This window comes from Clostridium tarantellae (assembly GCF_009295725.1).
Lineage (GTDB): Bacteria > Bacillota > Clostridia > Clostridiales > Clostridiaceae > Sarcina > Sarcina tarantellae.
Map to the genome: position 1 here is coordinate 1 of NZ_WHJC01000038.1, position 19,340 is coordinate 19,340.

General features: G+C 24.3%; 22 protein-coding genes. 20 read left to right on the plus strand and 2 right to left on the minus strand.

Going from position 1 to position 19,340, the window contains the following annotated elements; translation table 11 throughout:
• Window positions 1-274: 274 nt before the first annotated feature.
• The 7 genes from GBZ86_RS16995 to GBZ86_RS04790 all read left to right on the plus strand — a co-directional run bounded on the left by GBZ86_RS16995 (window position 275) and on the right by GBZ86_RS04790 (window position 4,171).
• Window positions 275-427, plus strand: a complete 153-nt coding sequence (locus GBZ86_RS16995) for a nucleoside phosphorylase-I family protein (RefSeq protein ID WP_170272157.1) — start codon at window positions 275-277, stop codon at window positions 425-427.
• Window positions 428-710: 283 nt separating this feature from the next.
• Entirely contained in the window at window positions 711-848 is a 138-nt protein-coding gene (locus GBZ86_RS17000) for a hypothetical protein (RefSeq protein WP_170272158.1), read from the plus strand.
• A 29-nt stretch (window positions 849-877) separates the two neighbouring features.
• A complete protein-coding gene (locus GBZ86_RS18395; protein WP_268817429.1) occupies window positions 878-1,000 on the plus strand; it encodes a hypothetical protein in 123 nt (40 codons plus the stop codon).
• A 429-nt stretch (window positions 1,001-1,429) separates the two neighbouring features.
• Window positions 1,430-1,951, plus strand: coding sequence for an SMI1/KNR4 family protein (locus GBZ86_RS04780; protein ID WP_170272159.1), 522 nt, complete (start codon window positions 1,430-1,432; stop codon window positions 1,949-1,951).
• 274 nt (window positions 1,952-2,225) lie between these two features.
• Entirely contained in the window at window positions 2,226-2,387 is a 162-nt protein-coding gene (locus tag GBZ86_RS04785; RefSeq protein WP_152888266.1) for a streptolysin S family TOMM toxin, read from the plus strand.
• Between the two features lie 236 nt (window positions 2,388-2,623).
• Window positions 2,624-2,788 (plus strand): hypothetical protein, encoded by a 165-nt coding sequence (locus tag GBZ86_RS17005; RefSeq protein WP_170272160.1) that lies wholly within the window; start codon window positions 2,624-2,626, stop codon window positions 2,786-2,788.
• Window positions 2,789-2,920: 132 nt separating this feature from the next.
• Window positions 2,921-4,171, plus strand: coding sequence for a GntP family permease (locus GBZ86_RS04790; protein WP_152888268.1), 1,251 nt, complete (start codon window positions 2,921-2,923; stop codon window positions 4,169-4,171).
• A 200-nt stretch (window positions 4,172-4,371) separates the two neighbouring features.
• Here GBZ86_RS04790 and GBZ86_RS04795 read toward each other — a convergent pair whose 3' ends face one another.
• Together GBZ86_RS04795 and GBZ86_RS04800 are read right to left on the minus strand one after the other, a co-directional pair.
• Window positions 4,372-5,310 carry a chymotrypsin family serine protease gene (locus GBZ86_RS04795; protein WP_152888270.1) on the minus strand — a complete coding sequence of 313 codons (939 nt, stop codon included), beginning with the start codon at window positions 5,308-5,310 and terminating at the stop codon, window positions 4,372-4,374.
• Window positions 5,311-5,440: 130 nt separating this feature from the next.
• Window positions 5,441-6,361 (minus strand): chymotrypsin family serine protease, encoded by a 921-nt coding sequence (locus GBZ86_RS04800; protein WP_152888272.1) that lies wholly within the window; start codon window positions 6,359-6,361, stop codon window positions 5,441-5,443.
• Window positions 6,362-6,763: 402 nt separating this feature from the next.
• Here GBZ86_RS04800 and GBZ86_RS17010 point away from each other — a divergent pair, with 402 nt between their 5' ends.
• The 13 genes from GBZ86_RS17010 (at window position 6,764) to GBZ86_RS04850 (ending at window position 18,918) form a co-directional block, all read left to right on the plus strand.
• Window positions 6,764-6,910: a hypothetical protein gene (locus tag GBZ86_RS17010; RefSeq protein WP_170272156.1), complete on the plus strand. Its 147-nt coding sequence runs from the start codon at window positions 6,764-6,766 to the stop codon at window positions 6,908-6,910.
• Between the two features lie 217 nt (window positions 6,911-7,127).
• The gene (locus GBZ86_RS04805; protein ID WP_152888273.1) at window positions 7,128-7,919 is read left to right on the plus strand and encodes a pseudouridine synthase; all 792 of its coding nucleotides are present in this window, start codon (window positions 7,128-7,130) and stop codon (window positions 7,917-7,919) included.
• 19 nt (window positions 7,920-7,938) lie between these two features.
• Window positions 7,939-8,091 (plus strand): hypothetical protein, encoded by a 153-nt coding sequence (locus tag GBZ86_RS17015; RefSeq protein WP_170272161.1) that lies wholly within the window; start codon window positions 7,939-7,941, stop codon window positions 8,089-8,091.
• 186 nt (window positions 8,092-8,277) lie between these two features.
• Window positions 8,278-8,607 carry a hypothetical protein gene (locus GBZ86_RS04810; RefSeq protein WP_152888275.1) on the plus strand — a complete coding sequence of 110 codons (330 nt, stop codon included), beginning with the start codon at window positions 8,278-8,280 and terminating at the stop codon, window positions 8,605-8,607.
• 30 nt (window positions 8,608-8,637) lie between these two features.
• The gene (locus GBZ86_RS04815; protein WP_152888277.1) at window positions 8,638-9,030 is read left to right on the plus strand and encodes a zinc ribbon domain-containing protein; all 393 of its coding nucleotides are present in this window, start codon (window positions 8,638-8,640) and stop codon (window positions 9,028-9,030) included.
• Between the two features lie 147 nt (window positions 9,031-9,177).
• Window positions 9,178-9,330, plus strand: coding sequence for a hypothetical protein (locus tag GBZ86_RS17020; RefSeq protein ID WP_170272162.1), 153 nt, complete (start codon window positions 9,178-9,180; stop codon window positions 9,328-9,330).
• A gap of 146 nt (window positions 9,331-9,476) precedes the next feature.
• The gene (locus GBZ86_RS04820; RefSeq protein WP_152888279.1) at window positions 9,477-10,304 is read left to right on the plus strand and encodes a 5'-methylthioadenosine/S-adenosylhomocysteine nucleosidase family protein; all 828 of its coding nucleotides are present in this window, start codon (window positions 9,477-9,479) and stop codon (window positions 10,302-10,304) included.
• Entirely contained in the window at window positions 10,276-11,289 is a 1,014-nt protein-coding gene (locus tag GBZ86_RS04825; RefSeq protein WP_152888281.1) for an SPL family radical SAM protein, read from the plus strand. The genes GBZ86_RS04820 and GBZ86_RS04825 overlap by 29 nt, the downstream gene beginning before the upstream one ends.
• A 28-nt stretch (window positions 11,290-11,317) precedes the next feature.
• Window positions 11,318-12,013 (plus strand): SDR family NAD(P)-dependent oxidoreductase, encoded by a 696-nt coding sequence (locus GBZ86_RS04830; RefSeq protein WP_327444116.1) that lies wholly within the window; start codon window positions 11,318-11,320, stop codon window positions 12,011-12,013.
• Between the two features lie 41 nt (window positions 12,014-12,054).
• Window positions 12,055-14,685: a 3'-5' exonuclease gene (locus GBZ86_RS18400; RefSeq protein ID WP_327444118.1), complete on the plus strand. Its 2,631-nt coding sequence runs from the start codon at window positions 12,055-12,057 to the stop codon at window positions 14,683-14,685.
• Between the two features lie 285 nt (window positions 14,686-14,970).
• Window positions 14,971-16,851 carry a molecular chaperone HtpG gene (gene htpG, locus GBZ86_RS04840; protein WP_327444113.1) on the plus strand — a complete coding sequence of 627 codons (1,881 nt, stop codon included), beginning with the start codon at window positions 14,971-14,973 and terminating at the stop codon, window positions 16,849-16,851.
• A 278-nt stretch (window positions 16,852-17,129) separates the two neighbouring features.
• Entirely contained in the window at window positions 17,130-17,930 is an 801-nt protein-coding gene (locus GBZ86_RS04845; RefSeq protein WP_152888286.1) for a hypothetical protein, read from the plus strand.
• 145 nt (window positions 17,931-18,075) lie between these two features.
• Window positions 18,076-18,918, plus strand: a complete 843-nt coding sequence (locus GBZ86_RS04850) for a hypothetical protein (RefSeq protein ID WP_152888288.1) — start codon at window positions 18,076-18,078, stop codon at window positions 18,916-18,918.
• Window positions 18,919-19,340 lie beyond the last annotated feature (422 nt).

The window sequence follows — 19,340 nt, forward strand, 5'->3', positions numbered from 1 at the left end:
TTGTGGTTTTGAGATTCAATTTTAACATGAAATTAGGGGGTCGTTGTTTTTTTATGCAAAAAAACTTTCGAAACCTTGATATATAAAGATTTTAAAAAGAAAAGTAGTGTAGAAACTTTACACTAACTAAATAAAAATAGGGGATATTTTATGATTTTTGAAAATTTTGATAAAAATAAATTGGCAGTAATTAATGCCTTTAACATTATTAAATCAATTGATGGATTTCCTAAAATTGATTTAATAATGTTTTTCAAAAGTAACATTTGATAGATTGATAGAAGAGCTTAAAGGGGTTGAAATTGTTTCAACAAGTACTGCGAATATAGAAATTCCTATTTATAAAGTAACTTATAAGGGACTTGAAGTTGCTTTATTTATGTCTTATGTTGGAGCAGCAGGTTGTGTTGTAATAATAAGTAAATAAGAGTAAAATTACAAGAGAACTTAATATGGATGACCCTACCTTAGGTAAATATTTAAATGGATATGTCTAATCATCAACTTAGAATAGAAAATTACTAATAGATGATTTTAGGTTCATTATAGAATCTCTTTTAAGCAAAAAATTTATTCAAATATTTTATTATTGAAAGTTATAAAGTGGTGGTATAAGTAATGAATAAATATGCATATCAACTGATATAGATGGAATTTATAATACAATTTTTACTAATTCGAAAGTATGAAAAACAATATAGAGGTATTAAATGAGTAAATTAAAATTAAATAATATTAAAACTATTATGAGTAAGTATAATATTCAAAATAGAAAAGAGGTAGCCTTACATTTAAATTTGGATGATTTTTATTTAAGTGTTATTCCAGATGATTCTTATTATATATAAGTTTTGAACAATGGCTTCAGCTTGCTGACTTGAATAGACAATTTGAAGAATTAAATGGGTATGAAATACCTTTGTTATGTAAAGAATTTATAAAGAAATTAGAATCTATATCTAAAGGACTAAGAAAAATATATCCATACAGTATTGATTAAAGACAATTGATAGAAAAGTGATAAAAATTTGATATTATATTGGTAGAAAAATGACACAAAGTTGAGATATATAATATATGTTATTATATTAATAGTTATTTTTTTAGCTATTATATTAGATATTAAATTCCTATAAGAATATTTATAAATTCAGAAAATAAATGATTTAAATATAAAAATACAAAAGTAAAGCTCTAGTGATTAATTAGGATTTTATTTTTTGTATTTTTTTAATTTCATAGATTATGGAGTAAGTAAAATATTATATATGGATTAGAAAGGAAAAGTGAAAAATAATAAAGAAAAAAATAACTATTATAAATAAATTTACTTTACTATATTTATTAAGCTGTAAAAATAATAATAAAATACAGTGGAAAAAATATATTGAATGACTAAAATAAATTAATGGTTTGGAGAGAAAGGTATATGATTACTAAAGAATTTAAAAATTATTTTAAACCATTTATAGATGAACTTAATAAATATGCTGATGGAGTTAATAAATTAAATAAAGGTGTTAATATTAATTTAATTGAAAAGTGCGAAAATAAATTAAAAATAAAGTTACCTGAAACATATAAGTTATTTTTAAATAAATATAATGGTGGAGAATTATTTGCAGTACCTGTTGGAATTACTCTTACTGAAATATATATAAAAGAAAAAGGTTTAAAAGAAAAAGGTGGTTCTTATTTAGATGAAACATTTGATGAAGAAAGAAGATGGCCTAATTTACCTAAAGAATACATAATAATAGATGATACATGTGAAGGAGATATAATATGTATTGATTTAAAAAATAGCATTAATCCTGAATGTAAAATAGTAAAATTGGACACTGAAACAGGGGAAGTAGCTGAAACTTGGAATAAACTTATAGATTGGTTAATGTATGAAATGGAATTTGGGTCAATGCTTACTAATTATGATGGTACAGATAAAGAATAATTTATTATTGATTTTTGTAGTATAATTTACATAAAAGTTTAATTTTTAATATTGTAAAAGAGAGAATTAAAAATGAAAGATATATTAAAAAGTATATGGATTGTTTTATTAATTATTTTTTATAGTAAATTTATATTTGGAAAAAATAGAAATAACATCATATTGAATAAAATAACTAAAAAAATTAAAATATAATTGTAAGTTAAATAAATTAGAAATGTGTACAAGCACTTATATAAATAACTAATAAAAATAGTAGATGGGAGAGATGTATATGTTGAAATTTAATAATAATATCTTAGCTACTACAATAGTTAATAAAGAAATAAAAGTAATACCAGGGGCTTGTTGTTGTTGTACTTGTTGTTGTTGCGTAGGAGTAAATATTGGAAGTGGATCAGTAGGAACAAATGTTAATCCACAAAATGCTGAATAAAAAAATCAGATTGTATTAGTATAATAATATACATAGATAATATAAGAATTGAAATTTTTAAAGGGTAGAATTAATTTCTACTCTTTTACTATTATATTAAAAAGTTTTGTTTTAAAAATTTAAAAGCACGCTGGTTAAAACGAAAAAAATATAAATATATATAATTAAAAGCAAGCCTTGTTAGCTTGCTTTTTTTCTTTGGTAAAAATAAATGGTGAAGTAAAGGAGAAAAATATATGTTAAAAATAGATGAATCAATAAGTTTAACAGTATATTGTGTAGTAAATGGAAGAGGGGGGAATGCTACTGTGGTTTATTTAAATGATAGCGTTAGTACTGATGGAAATATAGATATTAATATGATTTGGGATAAATTTTATAATATGTTAAACTTAATATAAGTATATATATAATTTAAATTGTTAAAAAGCGTTTTGCTACTAATGGAAAGATTAAATATTAAGATAATAAATTTAAGATATTTAATGAATGATAAAAATATTATTATCTTAATTATAAAAGGAGATAATTATATGGAAGTATCAGTATTAGGAGCAGTCATAGCATTAATAATAGCAATTTTTTTAATTATTAAGAGAGTAAATCCAGTATATGCACTTATTACAGGTTCTTTAATAGGTGGAATATTAAGTGGAATTGGATTTAGTAATACTATAAAATTTATGATAAAAGGTTCAGAACATATGATTCCAGCTATTTTGAGAGTATTAACTGCTGGAGTTTTAGCTGGAGTTCTTATAAAATCAGGAGCAGCAATTAAAATTTCAGAAGTTATAATAGATAAAATAGGAGAGTCAAAAGTGCTTATTGCTTTAACAACAGCTACTATGATTTTAACAGCAATAGGAGTATTTTCTGATGTAGCAGTAATAACTATTGCACCTATTGCATTGGTTATAGCTAAAAAAACAAGAGTAAGTAGAATGTCTATTTTATTAGCTATGGTAGGTGGATCAAAGGCAGGAAATATAATCTCCCCTAATCCTAATAGTATATCAGTTGCAGAAAATTTAGGAGTAGATTTAACAAGTGTTATGATAGCAGGTATTTTTCCAGCGATTTTAGGATTAATATTAACATGCATATTATCTGAAAAATTAAAAAGAAAAGGTTCATTTATATCTGATAATGATAATATACAAGAAGTAAAAGAAGTACCTAAATTTTTTCCAGCAATATTTGGGCCATTAGTTACTATAGTATTGTTAATGCTTAAACCTTTAATTAATCTACAATTAGACCCTTTAATAGTATTGCCTATAGGAGGAATATGTGGAGCTATAGCCATGGGAAAATGGAGAAACATAAATGAGTATACTACATTTGGAATAAAAGAAATGAGTAATATAGCTATATTATTAGTAGGAACAGGAGCTTTATCAGGAATAATAGAAAATTCCACATTAAAATATTTTATAATTAATGGAGTAAATAAATTAAATTTACCAAGTTTTTCATTAGCACCTATTTCATCACTTTTATTATCAGCAATAACTGGTTCTACAACATCAACTGCTGCAATAGCATCTTCAATATTTGGAGAAACCATTGTAAAACAAGGAGTTTCACCTGTAGCGGTTGCAGTAATGATTCAAGCAGGTGCTATAGCACTTGATAATTTTCCACAAGGAAGTTGTTTTCATATTACAGGAAATAGTGTAAATATGGATATGAAAGAAAGATTAAGGTTAATACCTTATGAATTAGTTGTAGGATTAGGTATGTCTATAATATCTATAATTATTTTTGGAATAGTAAATTAAAAATTATAAAAATACATATAATGAAAATTTAGAAAAAACTAAAAAATAATTAACTGTTATGTATTAAAGAATCTTTGTTTTTCATAGATGACTTAATAATTTCATATTAAAAACTATATTTAGATAAAATAATATAACTAAATCATATTATTATCTAAATATAGTTTTTAATTTAAATAATTTTATAAAATTTATTTAAATTAGCTAGTAACAAGGGATACATTGAGAGCGGTTAAAACAGATTTTATAGGGTTAATCATAGTAATATTATTACCCTTACCAAAAAGTAAGCCAACAGCATTATTACTTTTATCTAATACTAAACTACCTGAATCTCCATCTTCATTCATAGAAGTTGTTATTATTTGATTATGAAATAATAAATAATCACCACTAGGATGTGTGTTTAATTTTACAAGAGCATCTAATGCAGTTATTTTACCAGTAGTTAAGCCTGTTGTCCTACCCACTTTTTTTACACTTAAATTAATAGTAGCATCTTTTATTCCTTTAACAGAACCAATTAAAGCTATTTTTTTTGTTACTTCAAAAATATTTGTTACTTTAGCAATAGCACAATCAACATAATTAATATAGTTGCTTGAGAATTCTGAAGAATTAAGAAGTGGTATTTTTTTAGAAAGAATAGCTATTACATCATTAGGATATTTTCCTCCATCTCTGAAAGCAGGTTGTAATATAGGGGTTCCTATAGTAAGGGTATCGTAATAGCTTAAAACATGATTATTACTTAAAATATAGTAATTTCCACAACGATCTTTAACTAAACAAGCAGCAGTACCTGCAACTTTACATCTGCTATTACCTATACTATATCCAAATTGAAAAGGACGTTTTTTTTCAATTAATGGTAAAGTAGAAGTTGAAAAGGAGAGCTTTCCACATTCAAATACATCTGTTTTTATTCCTTCATATATTTTAGGAATTAAATCAGTATCATTTAAATTAGATTCATTTTTTTTAGTATTTACAAAAACTTTAAGACAAGGTTCATTAGTATTAAGTCCATTTTTTATTTTATTACCAAAAGCAATTCCAACAACATTTTTCTTTTGTAGAAAAATTGGATAATGATTTTGGGTAATAAATTTACAGTGTTCTCTTTTAAGATTATCCATAATTTTCACCTGCCTATTTTTATATTTAAATAATATTAATACTTTAAAAAAAGCATATATACAAAGCATATATACTTAGGTGGTATTATATTAATGAAGAAGTTTCTAAGCTTTAGTTTAGAACTGATAGTTAAGATGTAACAATACTTACTTTAAGAGCATCTAAAACTAATTTTATAGGATTAAGAATAGAAATAGATGAACTATTAGCAAAAATTAAGCCAATAGCATTATTATTTTTATCTAATACTAAACTTCCAGAATCTCCTTTATCGCTCATATGAGTTGTTATTATTTGATCAACAAATATTTGTTTATTATCATTAAAATCTTCTAAAGCTATAACAGCATCTAAAGCTATAACCATTCCTGTAGTTAAGCTAGTAGTTCTGCCAACTTTTTTTACATTTAATTCAAGGGTAGCTGGGCATAAACCTTTAATGTTTCCTATTAAAGCAAGTTTTTTTGTTATTAAACGAGGATTTATTATTTTAGCCAAGGCACAATCTACATAATTAATAATAAAGGGGTCACCTATTGAAGAGATTATAGGAACAGTTTTAGAGAGAATGGCTATTAAATCCTTAGGATATATACCTCCATCTTTAACACCAGGATGCAATATAGGTGTACCTATAGGGAGAGTGTCAAAAAATGAAAAAAGATGAGAGTTACTTAAAATATAATAGTTTTTACAACAGTCCTTAACCAAACAACCTGCACTTCCAACGAGCTCAACATTAGCAGGTCCTATACTATATCCAAATTGTAATGGCAAATTTTTTGATCTTAGAGAAGAATAAGATAAATCACCAGTTTCAATTATATCTGTTTTAAATCCTCTATAAATTTCAGGAATTAAATCTTCAGGTTTTAAATTTGAAGAAGGTACTTTTTCTTTTACTAAAACCTTAAGACAAGGTTCTTTAGTATTTAAATTTTCATTTATTTTGTATCCAAATGCAAGACCAACAACATTTTGTTTCTTAAGAAAAAGGTGGTAATCGTTTTGAATGATAATCCTACATTGTTCTCTTTTGTAATCTATCATTAAATTCACCTACTTTAATTTATTTTTAAGACAAAAATTCACTTGAAAATTAATGCCTTATTGTAAAATATGATAAATAATGAATTAATGTTATAAATAATATTTTTATATTTAATTTTAATACTTATATCTACAAAATTATTTAATTTGTAAGAATAAAAATTATTTTTTAAAGATTCTTTGAAGGATTATTATTTTTATGGTAAGATAATTGGTGATATTTTAATAAGTGTGAGTCAAGATTTATTAGTACAGGGGAGCAGTGTGCTCAAATAAAGTAATAACTAGTATTGTTACAAAGGTATAGTGTATAAATTTTTGTTAAAACCATATGTTGATTTTAAAACTAGAGTGGAATTTTGGTTTTAAAATAGATAAAAAAAAGATAAGAGAGTGAAGCGTATGAATAAAAATATAGAAATGATGAAAAAATTAATTGAGCAAAAAAATTCAAAAGGAAAGCAAAAAGGAAAGAAGATAATACCAGATAGATATGGTAATCAAAGCAATGGGTCAGGAAAATTAAGTACAAATTCTTATGGAAAATAATAAAAATCTATTTTTATATTTTCTCAGTAATTAAAAATTTTTTAATTATTAATTAAATAGTTTATTTACTATACTTAAATTAATTCCTAATTAAATTATAGCTATAAAATTAAAAAGTCATATAATTATTTATAATAATAAGTTTTGATGAGTTTTAATTTTTATGATAATATATGAGTGAATTAGTTAAAAACAAAAGAAGAGATGGGGATAAACTATGAGATTAGATAAATTTTTAGCGGAATCTTCTGTTGGAAATAGGAAAGTTGTTAGAGAATATATTAAAAGTGGATTAGTAAAAGTTAATGGAGAAATATTATTAGAGCCAGCTTGGGAAATTAATGAAAAGTGTGATGTTGTTGAATATCTTGATAAACAGATTATTCATAAAGGAAAAGTATATTACATGTTTCATAAACCAGCTGGCTATATTACTGCAAAAAAAGATTTAATTAATAAAACTATATTTGATCTTTTTCATAAAGATGAGATGAATGGAGTATTTCATGTGGGGAGATTGGATAAGGATACGGAAGGTTTATTACTTCTTACGAATGATGGAGAGTTTGAACATCATTTAATGTGTCCTAATAAACATGTGGAAAAGACTTATTTTTTTGGGGCTTTAGGAAATTTAAGTGAAGAAAATAAAAGAAAGCTAGAGCAAGGAGTTTACATAAATAAAGGTGAAATATTAACTAAGCCAGCTAAAATAGAGGTTGATAAACAAGGAGTTTATGGAGAGCTTAAAGAAGAAATACCTATAGATATTTTAAGTAATATAACTTCTAATTATTATAATCAACCTATTGTAGCAGGGTATCTTACTATATCAGAAGGAAGAAAACATCAAGTAAAGCGTATGTTAAAAGCAGTAGGATGTTATGTTATATATTTAAAAAGAGTTTCTATTGGTAATTTACAATTGGATAATTCTTTAGAAAAGGGCAAGTATAGAGAATTGACTAAATTAGAAGTAGAAAAATTAATGAAAAAACAAGTTATTTAAAAAGGTAGGAATAATTAGTATGAAAAAAAATATAGAAATGATGAAAAAGCTTATTGAAGAAAAGAAGAGAAAAGGAACTATTACTAAAAATAGTAGTAAAGCAGAAAAAAGTATAGGAAAAACTTCAAAAGGAGTTAGAACTGGTAATGGTGGAGGATTATTTGATAAATAATCGTATAATGCATAATATATTAAAAATTAATAAGAAAAATTTAATATGGTAGTTAATATATATATTTTTAAATATAAATTATAAAAATATACCTATTTAAATAGCTTTTAAATTAATAAATATGTTTTATTAATTTATTGGCTATTTTTTTTATGGAGAGTATAATAAAAAAAAGAGGTGATTAAAATGCAAGGTAAAAAATCTGAAACCATAATGATGATGGTAGTAATGGATTTGCTTTTATCTATTATTAGTATAATATTAATGGTGGTACTTTTTAAGAACCTTACATATTATGCTGCAACAGATACTTCTAGTAGTTTTATGACTTTATTTAATTGGTGTTCTGCAATAATTATGGTTATAAATGCATATACTTTTTTTGTATATAGAAAAATAAAAGAAGAAATAAAATTTCCTGTAATACCCATAATTGCTGTAGGTTCGGCATTTATAAATACGATCCCTTTATTTATAACTATAATTATTTTATTTGTACATTTTTTAGGTGCATAAAATAAAAAATTCTTTTAAAAGGTGGAGATCATGTTTTTTATAGGTATATTTGGATTATCAACTAAGGAAAAAGAAATAAAGGTTTTAAACAATATACAATGTAAAAATTGTAAGTGTGATACAAGAGGAAAACTTATAAAAACATTTCAATGTTTTGAATTTTTTTTTATACCAGTTTTTAAATGGAATGAAAAGTATTATGTTGTATGTGAAAGATGCAACACTATATATGAAATTCCTAAAGAAAAAGGAAAAGACATTGAAAAAGGAGAAAATTTAGAACTTACATATTGGGATTTAAAAGCCATAGACAGTGAATATAATAATATAAATTATTCTCAAAAAATTACATGTCCTAATTGTGGAAAAGTTTTAGAGAGCAATTTTGAATATTGCCCATATTGTGGTACAAAAATTAAATAAGGTCATAAAAATATATGTAATTGCAAGTGAAAATTAGATTGTCTTATTAGATTAATCTAATTTTTTTTATTTTTTACTCATAACAAAATATAAACCATTAATAAATATAAAATATAAATAAGTATTAATGTTAGGAGTAATTTTTTTATGAAGAGAAAGAAGAAAGAATTAGGAACATTAGCTAAAATTATAGTTGCAGTTTCTTTTTCAATTATAGGTTTACCTTTAACAGAAATATTTTTTCCTTTAGGTATAAGTATAGTTATATTAGGCTTTTATTTTGCTAGTAAAAAATATTAAAAAGGTAAAGTTTGACAGAAATATTACAAGATTATATAACATGGTATATAATAGAGTATATACAAATATTTACAGAAAAGCGTTTATTCAAATTTTATGTATATAAAGTGTATATTATAAAAGTTAAGAGGTTATGGTGAAGTTTTATGATATTTATTAGTGTAGCTATGTATTGTGAAGCATATCCTTTTATAAAAAAACTAAAATTAAAGAAGGATATGACACATAAGAAGTTTGAAGTTTTTAAAAATGATGAAATAAAATTAATAATTATAGGAACGGGGAAGATAAAAGCCGCTATAGGTACTACTTACTTGTTTTCTAATATGGATGTTAAAAAAGAAGATATATTTATAAACTTAGGCGTATGTGGAGCTGCAAATGAAAAAATTTCTAAAGGAACTGTATGTATGTGTAATAAGCTTGTGGAAAATGAAACTAAAAAAACTTTTTATCCTGATATACTTATAAAGCATCCTTTTAAGGAATATAGCATAGAAACATTTTCTTTTGTAGTAAATAAAAATATTTTAAAAACTGAAGAAGATTTAGTTGATATGGAAGCAGTGGGAGTTTATGAAGCTAGTTTATTGTTTTTTAAAACTCATCAAATTTATTTTATAAAAGTGGTTTCAGATAATTTAAAAGATACGCATATATTAAATAAAGAAAAAATTTCTTTATTAATTGAATATAAATTAGAAGAAATTTTTAATTGGATTAATGAAGTAAAGGCTGTGTTTTCTTTTGAAAAAGATATTTTAACTAAAAAAGATAAAGAAATAATTAGTAAGGTTTCAATGAATTTAAAATTATCTGCTACTATGGAAAATGTTTTAAAGCAATTATGTGTGTATTATAAACTTAGATATGAAGATTTTACACATCACTTAAATACTTATTTAAAGGTGGAATGTGTAAGTAAAAATGAAGGGAAGAAGTATTTTGAAGTGCTTAAACAAGAACTTATTTAAATCTTCCTTTTCACACATATATATTGAAAAGGAAGCATTAAATCATCCTAATGCTGTAAAGATTTTAGAATATTTTAATAGAGCAGAGATTATTAAAATTAATCATTATAAAGATATGTTTTCTAGAGGTAATCAAGTTTATAGCTTACAAAAGAAAAGTATTAAGCTAATTCTTGCAATAAAAAAGGACAATCTATTATATAAAGGAGCTGAAGTATGTGAAAGTTTTGATAATAGTAATTTTTATTATACCTCAACTATGATGAATTGTGTGTATGATTGTGAGTATTGTTATCTTCAAGGTATGTATACTTCTTCCAATGTGGTTATTTTTGTGAATATAGAAGATATTTTTAAAGAGATTGAAGAACTTCTAAGTAAGAAATCAATATATCTTTGTATTTCTTATGACACGGATATTTTAGCATTTGAGAAGGTAATTGGTTATGGAGCAAAGTGGATTGAATTTGCTAATAAGCATAAAGAAAAGTTGAAAATTGAGTTAAGAACTAAAAGTGCTAACTTTAAATCTATAGAGAATGTACAGGTATCAAGTAATATGATTTTAGCTTGGACATTATCACCTGAAATAGTAATTAATGAATATGAAAGAAAAACTCCTGCTTTAAAATATAGACTTTTAAGCATAAAAGAAGCTATAGACAAAGGATGGCAGGTTAGATTATGTTTTGATCCTATGCTTTACATAAGTAATTGGAAGAACCATTATAAGTCTCTAGTGGAAGCTACCTTTAATGAAATAGAGAAAGAGAAAATATTAGATGTTAGTATAGGTGTTTTTAGAGTTTCAAAAGATTATTTAAAGAAAATGAGAAAGCAAAGACCATATTCAATTATATTAAATTTCCCCTTTGAAACAACAAATGGAGTAAGTAGTTATAGTACTCATATAGAAAAAGATATGAAAGAATATATGTGTAATGAAATAAAAAAATATATACCTGAGGAAAAAATATATAAATAATATTTAAAGTAATAAGGAGAAAAATATGATAAAGACAGCAATTGTAACAGGAGCATCTTCTGGAATTGGATTAGAAATAAGTAAAGTTTTGATAAATTTAGGATATAAGGTGTATGGATTTGGAAGAAATTTTTCTATGATAGATTTTAAGGATAATAATTTTACTGAAGTTACATGTGATTTAATGGATATAGATTATTTAAGTAAAAAAATAAAAGAAATAAGAAAAAATGAAGATATGTATATTCTTGTAAATAATGCAGGAGTTGGGTATTTTGGAGTGCATGAAGAGTTAAATACTAAAAAAATTCATGAGATGGTAATTACTAATATAGAAGTTCCTATGGTTTTAACTCAATTACTTCTTAGGGATTTAAAGAAAAATAAAGGATTTATTATAAATATGTCATCTATTACAGCTAAAATATCAAGTACCCATGGATGTGTTTATGGAGCAACAAAGTCAGCACTTACCCATTTTTCTAACAGCTTATTTGATGAAGCTAGAAAGTATGGAGTTAAGGTTATAAGTATACATCCTGATATGACTAAATCAAATTTTTATAGAAATGCTGATTTCATAGAGGGAGAAAACATAGACAGTTATATTATGCCACATGAAGTTGCAAAATCCATTGAAATGATCATAACACAAAGAGAAGGAATAGTTATTACAGATATTACATTAAAACCTCAAAAACATAATATTAGAAGAAAAAAATAAAGTATATTTATTGTTTAGGTTGAAGGGAGGAATTTAAAATTATTAATCTTAATGAAAAACAAAGTATTGTAGTAAATACTTTAAATAAAAATATTTTTTTAGTAGCTCCAGCTGGCACGGGCAAAACTAGGGTTTTATCAGAAAGAGTTTTTAATACAATAAATAAAGGGTTTGCTAAAGAGGATGAAATACTTTGTATAACTTTTACCAATAAAGCTGCAAAAGAAATGAAGGACAGAATAAAGAAAAGATTAGGTGGAAATACAAAATGTAATATTAAAACTTTTCATAGTTTTTGTTTTGAAATTGTGAAAAACAATGCTAAAAATAAAACTGATATTTCAAGGGAGTCTATTGTATTTGATGAAGAAGATGCAAGAGAAGCGGTGAAAAAAATTTCTTCTATTCAAACTAAGGGCTATGATAAAAACTTTATAAATACTTCTATGATGCATAAATTTATTGATCTTGTAAAATATTATAGACTTAAATTAAATTTTTTAAGTGATGATGAAAAGTATGATTATAATATTGTGATTAAAAAATTATTACAACCCTCTTTCAAAAAATTAGTTTTAGATTGTTTTAAATCAAATGGTCATGTAAATATGAAATTGATGAATTTTATGATACAAAATGGAGCAATTTATATTTATTTTTATAATAAGCAACTTAGAAATGAAAAAGCTTTAGATTTTAATGATTTGGTTACATTTACTAAGTTACTTTTTGAAGAAAATGACATTGTTAATTATTATAAAGCTAAATTTAAGTTTATAAATGTAGATGAAGTACAAGATACTAGTACTATTGAGTATGAAATTATAGAAAAATTATTTAAAGATGATAGAGATAAAAATATATTATTATGTGGTGATATATTTCAAACTATTTATAAATGGAGAGGATCAGAACCAGAAAAAATATTTGAAGCTTTTAAGAAGGAATGTAGTCCAATTGAAATAGCTTTTGATAAAAATTATAGATCAACACAAATTTTAACGGATGCAAGTATGAATTTTTTAAAGAATACATTTGAAAATAAAGTTTCTGAAATATATAAAGAGGGTATAACTTCTTATAGTAGTGAAATGGGAGAAAAAATATCTATAATAGGCTATGATAATCAAGAGTCAGAAGCTATTGGAATATTAAATAGCTTTAAGAGATTAGCTTTAAAGGGGGAAGATTTAAGTAAGGCTTGTGTTCTTACAAGATTAAATAACTATAATAAAAATATAAGTAGAGTTTTAAATAGGATTAGTATGAATGAAAATTTTGAATTTATATTAGTTGATGAATATAAATTCTTTAGAAGAGCTGAAATAAAGGATATTATAGCTGTATTTAAAATACTTATAAATCCATATGATAGTACAAGTCTTCAGCGAGTTATAAAAAGATTAAGTACAGGAGTAGGTAATAGTATCCTTGAAAAAATAGAAACATCTGAATTTAGAAGGGCAAGGATAAAACTTTCAGATTTTATAAGTGATTATACTGCTAGTGGAGAGTTTTATACTAATCTTTTAAATGCTTATGATAAACAATCAGATGATGGGAAGATAGTTATTTTTGATGTTGAAAGTACGGGAATTGATGTTACAAATGATGAAATAATTCAAATAGCGGCAGTTAAAATTGATAATAAGGGACATATTATAGATATTTATGAAAGATTTATAAAACCTAATAAAACAGTTGGAGCATCAGTAAAAGTGCATGGATTTACTGATGAGTATTTAAAAAAGTATGGATTTCCTAAAGAAGTAGTTTTAAAAGAATTTAGAGAATATACTAAAGATAAGATAGTAATAGGACATAATGTTCAATATGATATAAATATTCTTACAAGTGAATTTAATAGATGCAACCTAGGAGAACCACTTTTTAAAGGTTTTTATGATACTTTAGATATATATAGAAGATTTTATCCAATGGAAAAAAATCATAAATTAGAATACTTAAGTGAAAAGTTTAATATTAAGCATAAACCAAGTCATAATGCTTTAGATGATATAAAAGCTACAAAGGAATTGTTAGTTATGGCTATTGAAGAAAAAATAAGACCTACAAGTTTTGAAAGGATGAGTCTTATAGCTGACCTTTATGAAAATTTTGAAGAATTTAGAGAAAAATATAGAATTCTTTTAGAAAAATCTTATGAATTAAGACCATTTGAAATGATTTTAGCTATACAAAAACATTTTGATATTATGAGTAATTATTCAATAGAAGAAAAAGAAGAAAAATTTATAAGAGTTATGAACTTTCATAAAATACTTTCAGTTTTAGATGATAATAAAAAAAGTTCAAGGGATGCTTTAATTTCAGTAGTTGAGCTTACAGCATTATCTGGTGGAGAAATTGAAGAAATATTATCAAGTACCAAAGAAAAACCAAGAATACCAATAATAACGGTACATCAAGCTAAAGGGCTTGAGTATGATACAGTAATAGTTTCAGGTGTTATAGATGGAACTTTTCCATTTTATAATGGTGATTTAGATGAAGAGGGTAAACTTTTTTATGTTGCAATTACAAGAGCTAAAAAAAGACTTATTTTAACTTATCCAAATAAAAATAAAAATTTTAAAGGAGAAGAATATACTACAAGGGTAAGTCCATTTATAGAAAAAATAGATAAAAAGTTTTTCTATAATGAAGATTAGTAAGGATAAAAAAATTTTAGCTTAAAATAAATTTTTTATAGAGTAATCTATAAATTGCTGTATTGTGTATGTAAGTACTTAAGATAGGAAATATTCATAATATATTAAAAAATTAAGGTGTAATTTTTTCATAATACCTTTCATATATTTTTAAAGTAGTTCATAAACTATATTGACACAAAATTCAAAATATGGTATATAAAAAGTAGTGTTATTAGCACTCATAGATAGAGAGTGCTAGAAATCATTATAATATTGGTTTTTATTGAGAAAGGAGAGATTCTTGTGGAAACAAAACAATTTAAAGCGGAGTCTAAAAGATTATTAGACCTTGTAATTAACTCAATTTATACAAACAGAGAAATATTTTTAAGAGAGCTTATTTCAAATGCTAGTGATGCTATTGACAAGATTTACTATAAAGCATTGGTAGACGATTCTATAAGTTTTAATAAAGAGGACTATTATTTAAAAGTAAAAATTGATAAAGATAATAGAACTTTAACAATTTCAGATACTGGTATTGGGATGACTAAGGCAGAACTTGAAGATAATCTTGGTACTATAGCTAAAAGTGGATCTTTACAATTTAAACAAGAAAATGAAATTAAAGATGGATATGATATAATAGGTCAATTTGGTGTTGGATTTTATTCAGCATTTTTAGTAGCAGATGATGTTACTGTTATTAGTAAAGCTTTTGGAACAGATGAAGCTTACAAATGGGAGTCTAAAGGTATAGATGGATATACAATTGAACCATGTGAAAAGGATTCTGTAGGAACAGATGTTATAATAAAATTAAAAGAAAATAATGAAGAAGAAGATTATGATCAATTCTTAGAAGAGTATAGAATAAAATCAATAATCAAAAAATATTCTGATTTTATTAGATATCCAATTAAAATGGATTTAACTAAACAAAAAATTAAAGAAGGAACTGAAAATGAGTATGAGGATTATGTAGAAGAAGATACTGTAAATAGTATGGTTCCTATATGGAGAAAAAACAAAAAAGAGCTTACAGATGATGATTATAATAATTTTTACAATGAAAAACACTTTGGATTTGATAAACCATTAAAACATATTCATATTAGTGTTGATGGACTTGTAAGTTATAATGCAATTTTATTTATTCCTGAAAGAATACCATATGATTATTACACTAAGGAATATGAAAAAGGATTAGAGTTATATTCAAATGGTGTTTTAATAATGAATAGATGTAAAGAGTTATTACCTGACTTTTTTGGTTTTGTTAAAGGGGTAGTGGATTCACCAGATTTATCACTTAATATTTCAAGAGAAATATTACAACATGATAGACAATTAAGACATATAGCTAAAAACATAAAGAATAAAATAAAAAATGAATTAGAAAGTATGCTAAAAAATGATAGAGAGCAATATGAAAAATTTTATGAAGCTTTCGGTCGTCAATTAAAATTTGGAGTATACAATGATTTTGGAGTTAATAAGGATTTCTTACAAGACTTATTAATGTTCTATTCTTCAAAAGAGAAGAAGATGATTACTTTAGATGAGTATATATCTAGAATGCCAGAAGAACAAAAATATATCTATTATGCTGTTGGTGATTCAAATGAAAGAATTGAAAAAATGCCACAAACAGAACTTGTATTAGATAAAGGATATGAAATATTATACTTCACAGAAGATATAGATGAATTCTCTATAAAAACTATGAAAAATTATAAAGAAAAAGAATTTAAATCTGTATCAAGTGGAGATTTAGGTATAGAAGCTGAAAATAATGAAGAGGAAAATAAAGTAGATGAAGAAGTATCTAAAGATTTATTTGAAGCAATGAAAGAAATTTTAGAGGGCAAAGTTAAAGCTGTTATAGCTTCAAAGAGACTTAAAAAATATCCTGTATGTTTATCAAATGAAGGTGAAGTTTCAATTGAAATGGAAAAAGTATTAAGTTCAATGCCTAATAATCAAAATGTAAAAGCAGAGAAGGTCTTAGAAATAAACACACATACTCCAGTATTTAATGTGTTAAAAGAAGCCTTTAATAATGATAAGGATAAGTTAAAATTATTTACAAATATATTATATAATCAAGCATTATTAATAGAAGGATTACCAGTAGATGATCCAGTACAATTTACTAATGATATTTGTGAAATAATGTCTTAATATTTAAATAAATTAAAGTTGTGAATATAGATTATTATAATCTATATTCATAGCTTTTTTTATTTAGGAAAAAAGCTATGGATAACTTTTATTATTTAGGAAAAAAGCTATGGATAACTTTTATTAAAATGTCAAATGAAGTTTTATAAGCAGATTTTTTATAAATTATTAAATAAGATAAATGTTAAAAAGTAATTTTAACTCACCATAATCACTTAATAATCATATAGTAAAGTAGCAAGAATAATCTTGACTTTTATTAAAATAGGTGAGGTTATATGATACAAAATAATAGTTCGGTAGAAAATATAGGGTTTGTACAAATAAGTAATATGGGTGGCTTTGTTGCTGCATTTAAGTTGGTTTATACATTAAATGGAAAAAGAGAAAGTTTTGAAACAGATACTATTTTAATAGGTGGGGTTAGAAGAAAAGATATTCCTCAAGGAGCAACTTCAATTTATGTAGTAGTAAGTGTTTCTAATATGAGTGGAAATTGGGTGCCAATTTATAATAAAAATTTTAATAATAGTAACGCAATAATTGATTTAGAGTTATCTGGTACAATGTGGAGTCCTAGTTATTCTGTTATAACTGATACAGTGCCAACAGTTGCCCTTATTAGAGTTGTTAATAATGGAGCTTTTATTACAAATTTTAAAGTAAATTATTATTCTGAAGGAAGATTATATGATTTAAAGATTCCAAATTTTTATCTTGGAATGGTTAGAAATGTTATATTGCCAGAAAATGCAAAAGATATAAGTGTATATGTTGAAATCGATGCAATAGGATGGGGATATTGGTGGAAAGCTTATGAGGAAAAATTTGATAATGCACTTAATCTAACTATAACTTTATCAGGAACCTATTGGTATCCAGGAATAGATGTAAAAAAAGAAGAATTAGAAAATAAATCTAATACAGTTGAACTACCAGTAGCAGGAACACCAATGAATACTATGCCTACAAATCCATCACAACATTGTGATTGCAAAAATTATTCAGAGGAATTTTTTAATCAATATATTTCGTTTATGCAAATAAAGCATAAGGAATTTATAAATAAATACTATTAAAAATAAAGAATATATGATAAGAATAGTAAAAATTTTAATAAGGTGATTTTAAAATATAAATTTAAATCACTTTATTTACTTAATAATCATATAGTAAAATAGCAGGATTAAGTAATCTTGACTTTTTTATAATGGGTGAGATTATATGATACAGCATACAAATAAAAATGTAAGTTATTTTACTACTTCAATGGAGAATGGATATGTACAGGTGAAAAATATGGGGGGCTTTATTGCTAAATTTAAAGTAGCATATACATTACCACGGGGGGTAGAAAGTTTTTCTACAGATAATATGGCAATTGGTGATATAAGAAAAATAGATATACCAGTTAATGCAAAAAATATTTATGTGGAAGTAAGTATTGCTAATGCAGGAGCAGAATGGGTTCCTGTTTATAGTAATATTTTGAATAATAGTCCAGCAATAGTTGATTTAGAGTTATATGGGACAACATGGTATCCTACTTATAATATTATAAAAGAAACAGAACCATCCGTAGGAAAGATTAAATTCGTAAATAATGGGTTCTATGCAGCGAGATTTATTATTGTATACTACCTTAATGGAGTACGTTATAGATTAGATAGTGGAATTTTTTATATTGGAATGACTAGATGTATAAATTTACCTAATAATGCTAAAACTATAAAAGTTTATTTGGAGATTAATGCTGTTGGAGTTGGTCAATGGAAGACATTATATAGTAAGATTTTTGAAAGTCCAATAAACTTAACAGTAACAATGTCAGGTAGTATTTTTTATCCTTATGCAGATGAAAAAAAAGAAGAAATAGTAAATGAAGATACTCCCCTTAATACAGGTAATATATCAGGAATACCAATGAATACTATGCCACCTAATCCTGTACAATCTTGTAATTGTACAAACTATTCAGATGAGTTTTTTAGCCAATATATATCTTTTATGCAAGAGATGAATAATGAATTTATGAAAAATAACAATTTAAAAAGTAATTATAAATAAAAAGTTAATCATTGAAATTTTCATGTTTTTAGGGAGAAAATGGCTGTTTTTTATGGGTTTTTATAATTTTTTATTATGTTAATAATTATTTATTAAATATAAAAGTAATAGTTAGGAATTCATTTAAATCTTTGCCATTTTCTTTTAATAAATTAAACTAATTAACATATTTCATTTTTATAGTATATGAAGAAAAACTTGACATATTAATAAAATATAATATAATTTATCTTGTAAATGAAATGAGTTATCAAATACAAATAAATATCAATTTAAAGAGCTATTAATTTTTAGAAATAATATAAGTTTCAATGATTTTTTTGTAAATTAATCAAAGATATTAATAAATTTATCCTATTTAAATTTTAAAAAAGAATTTATGTATTTAAGTTAAGAAATGATTTTTACATTAATATTTTAGA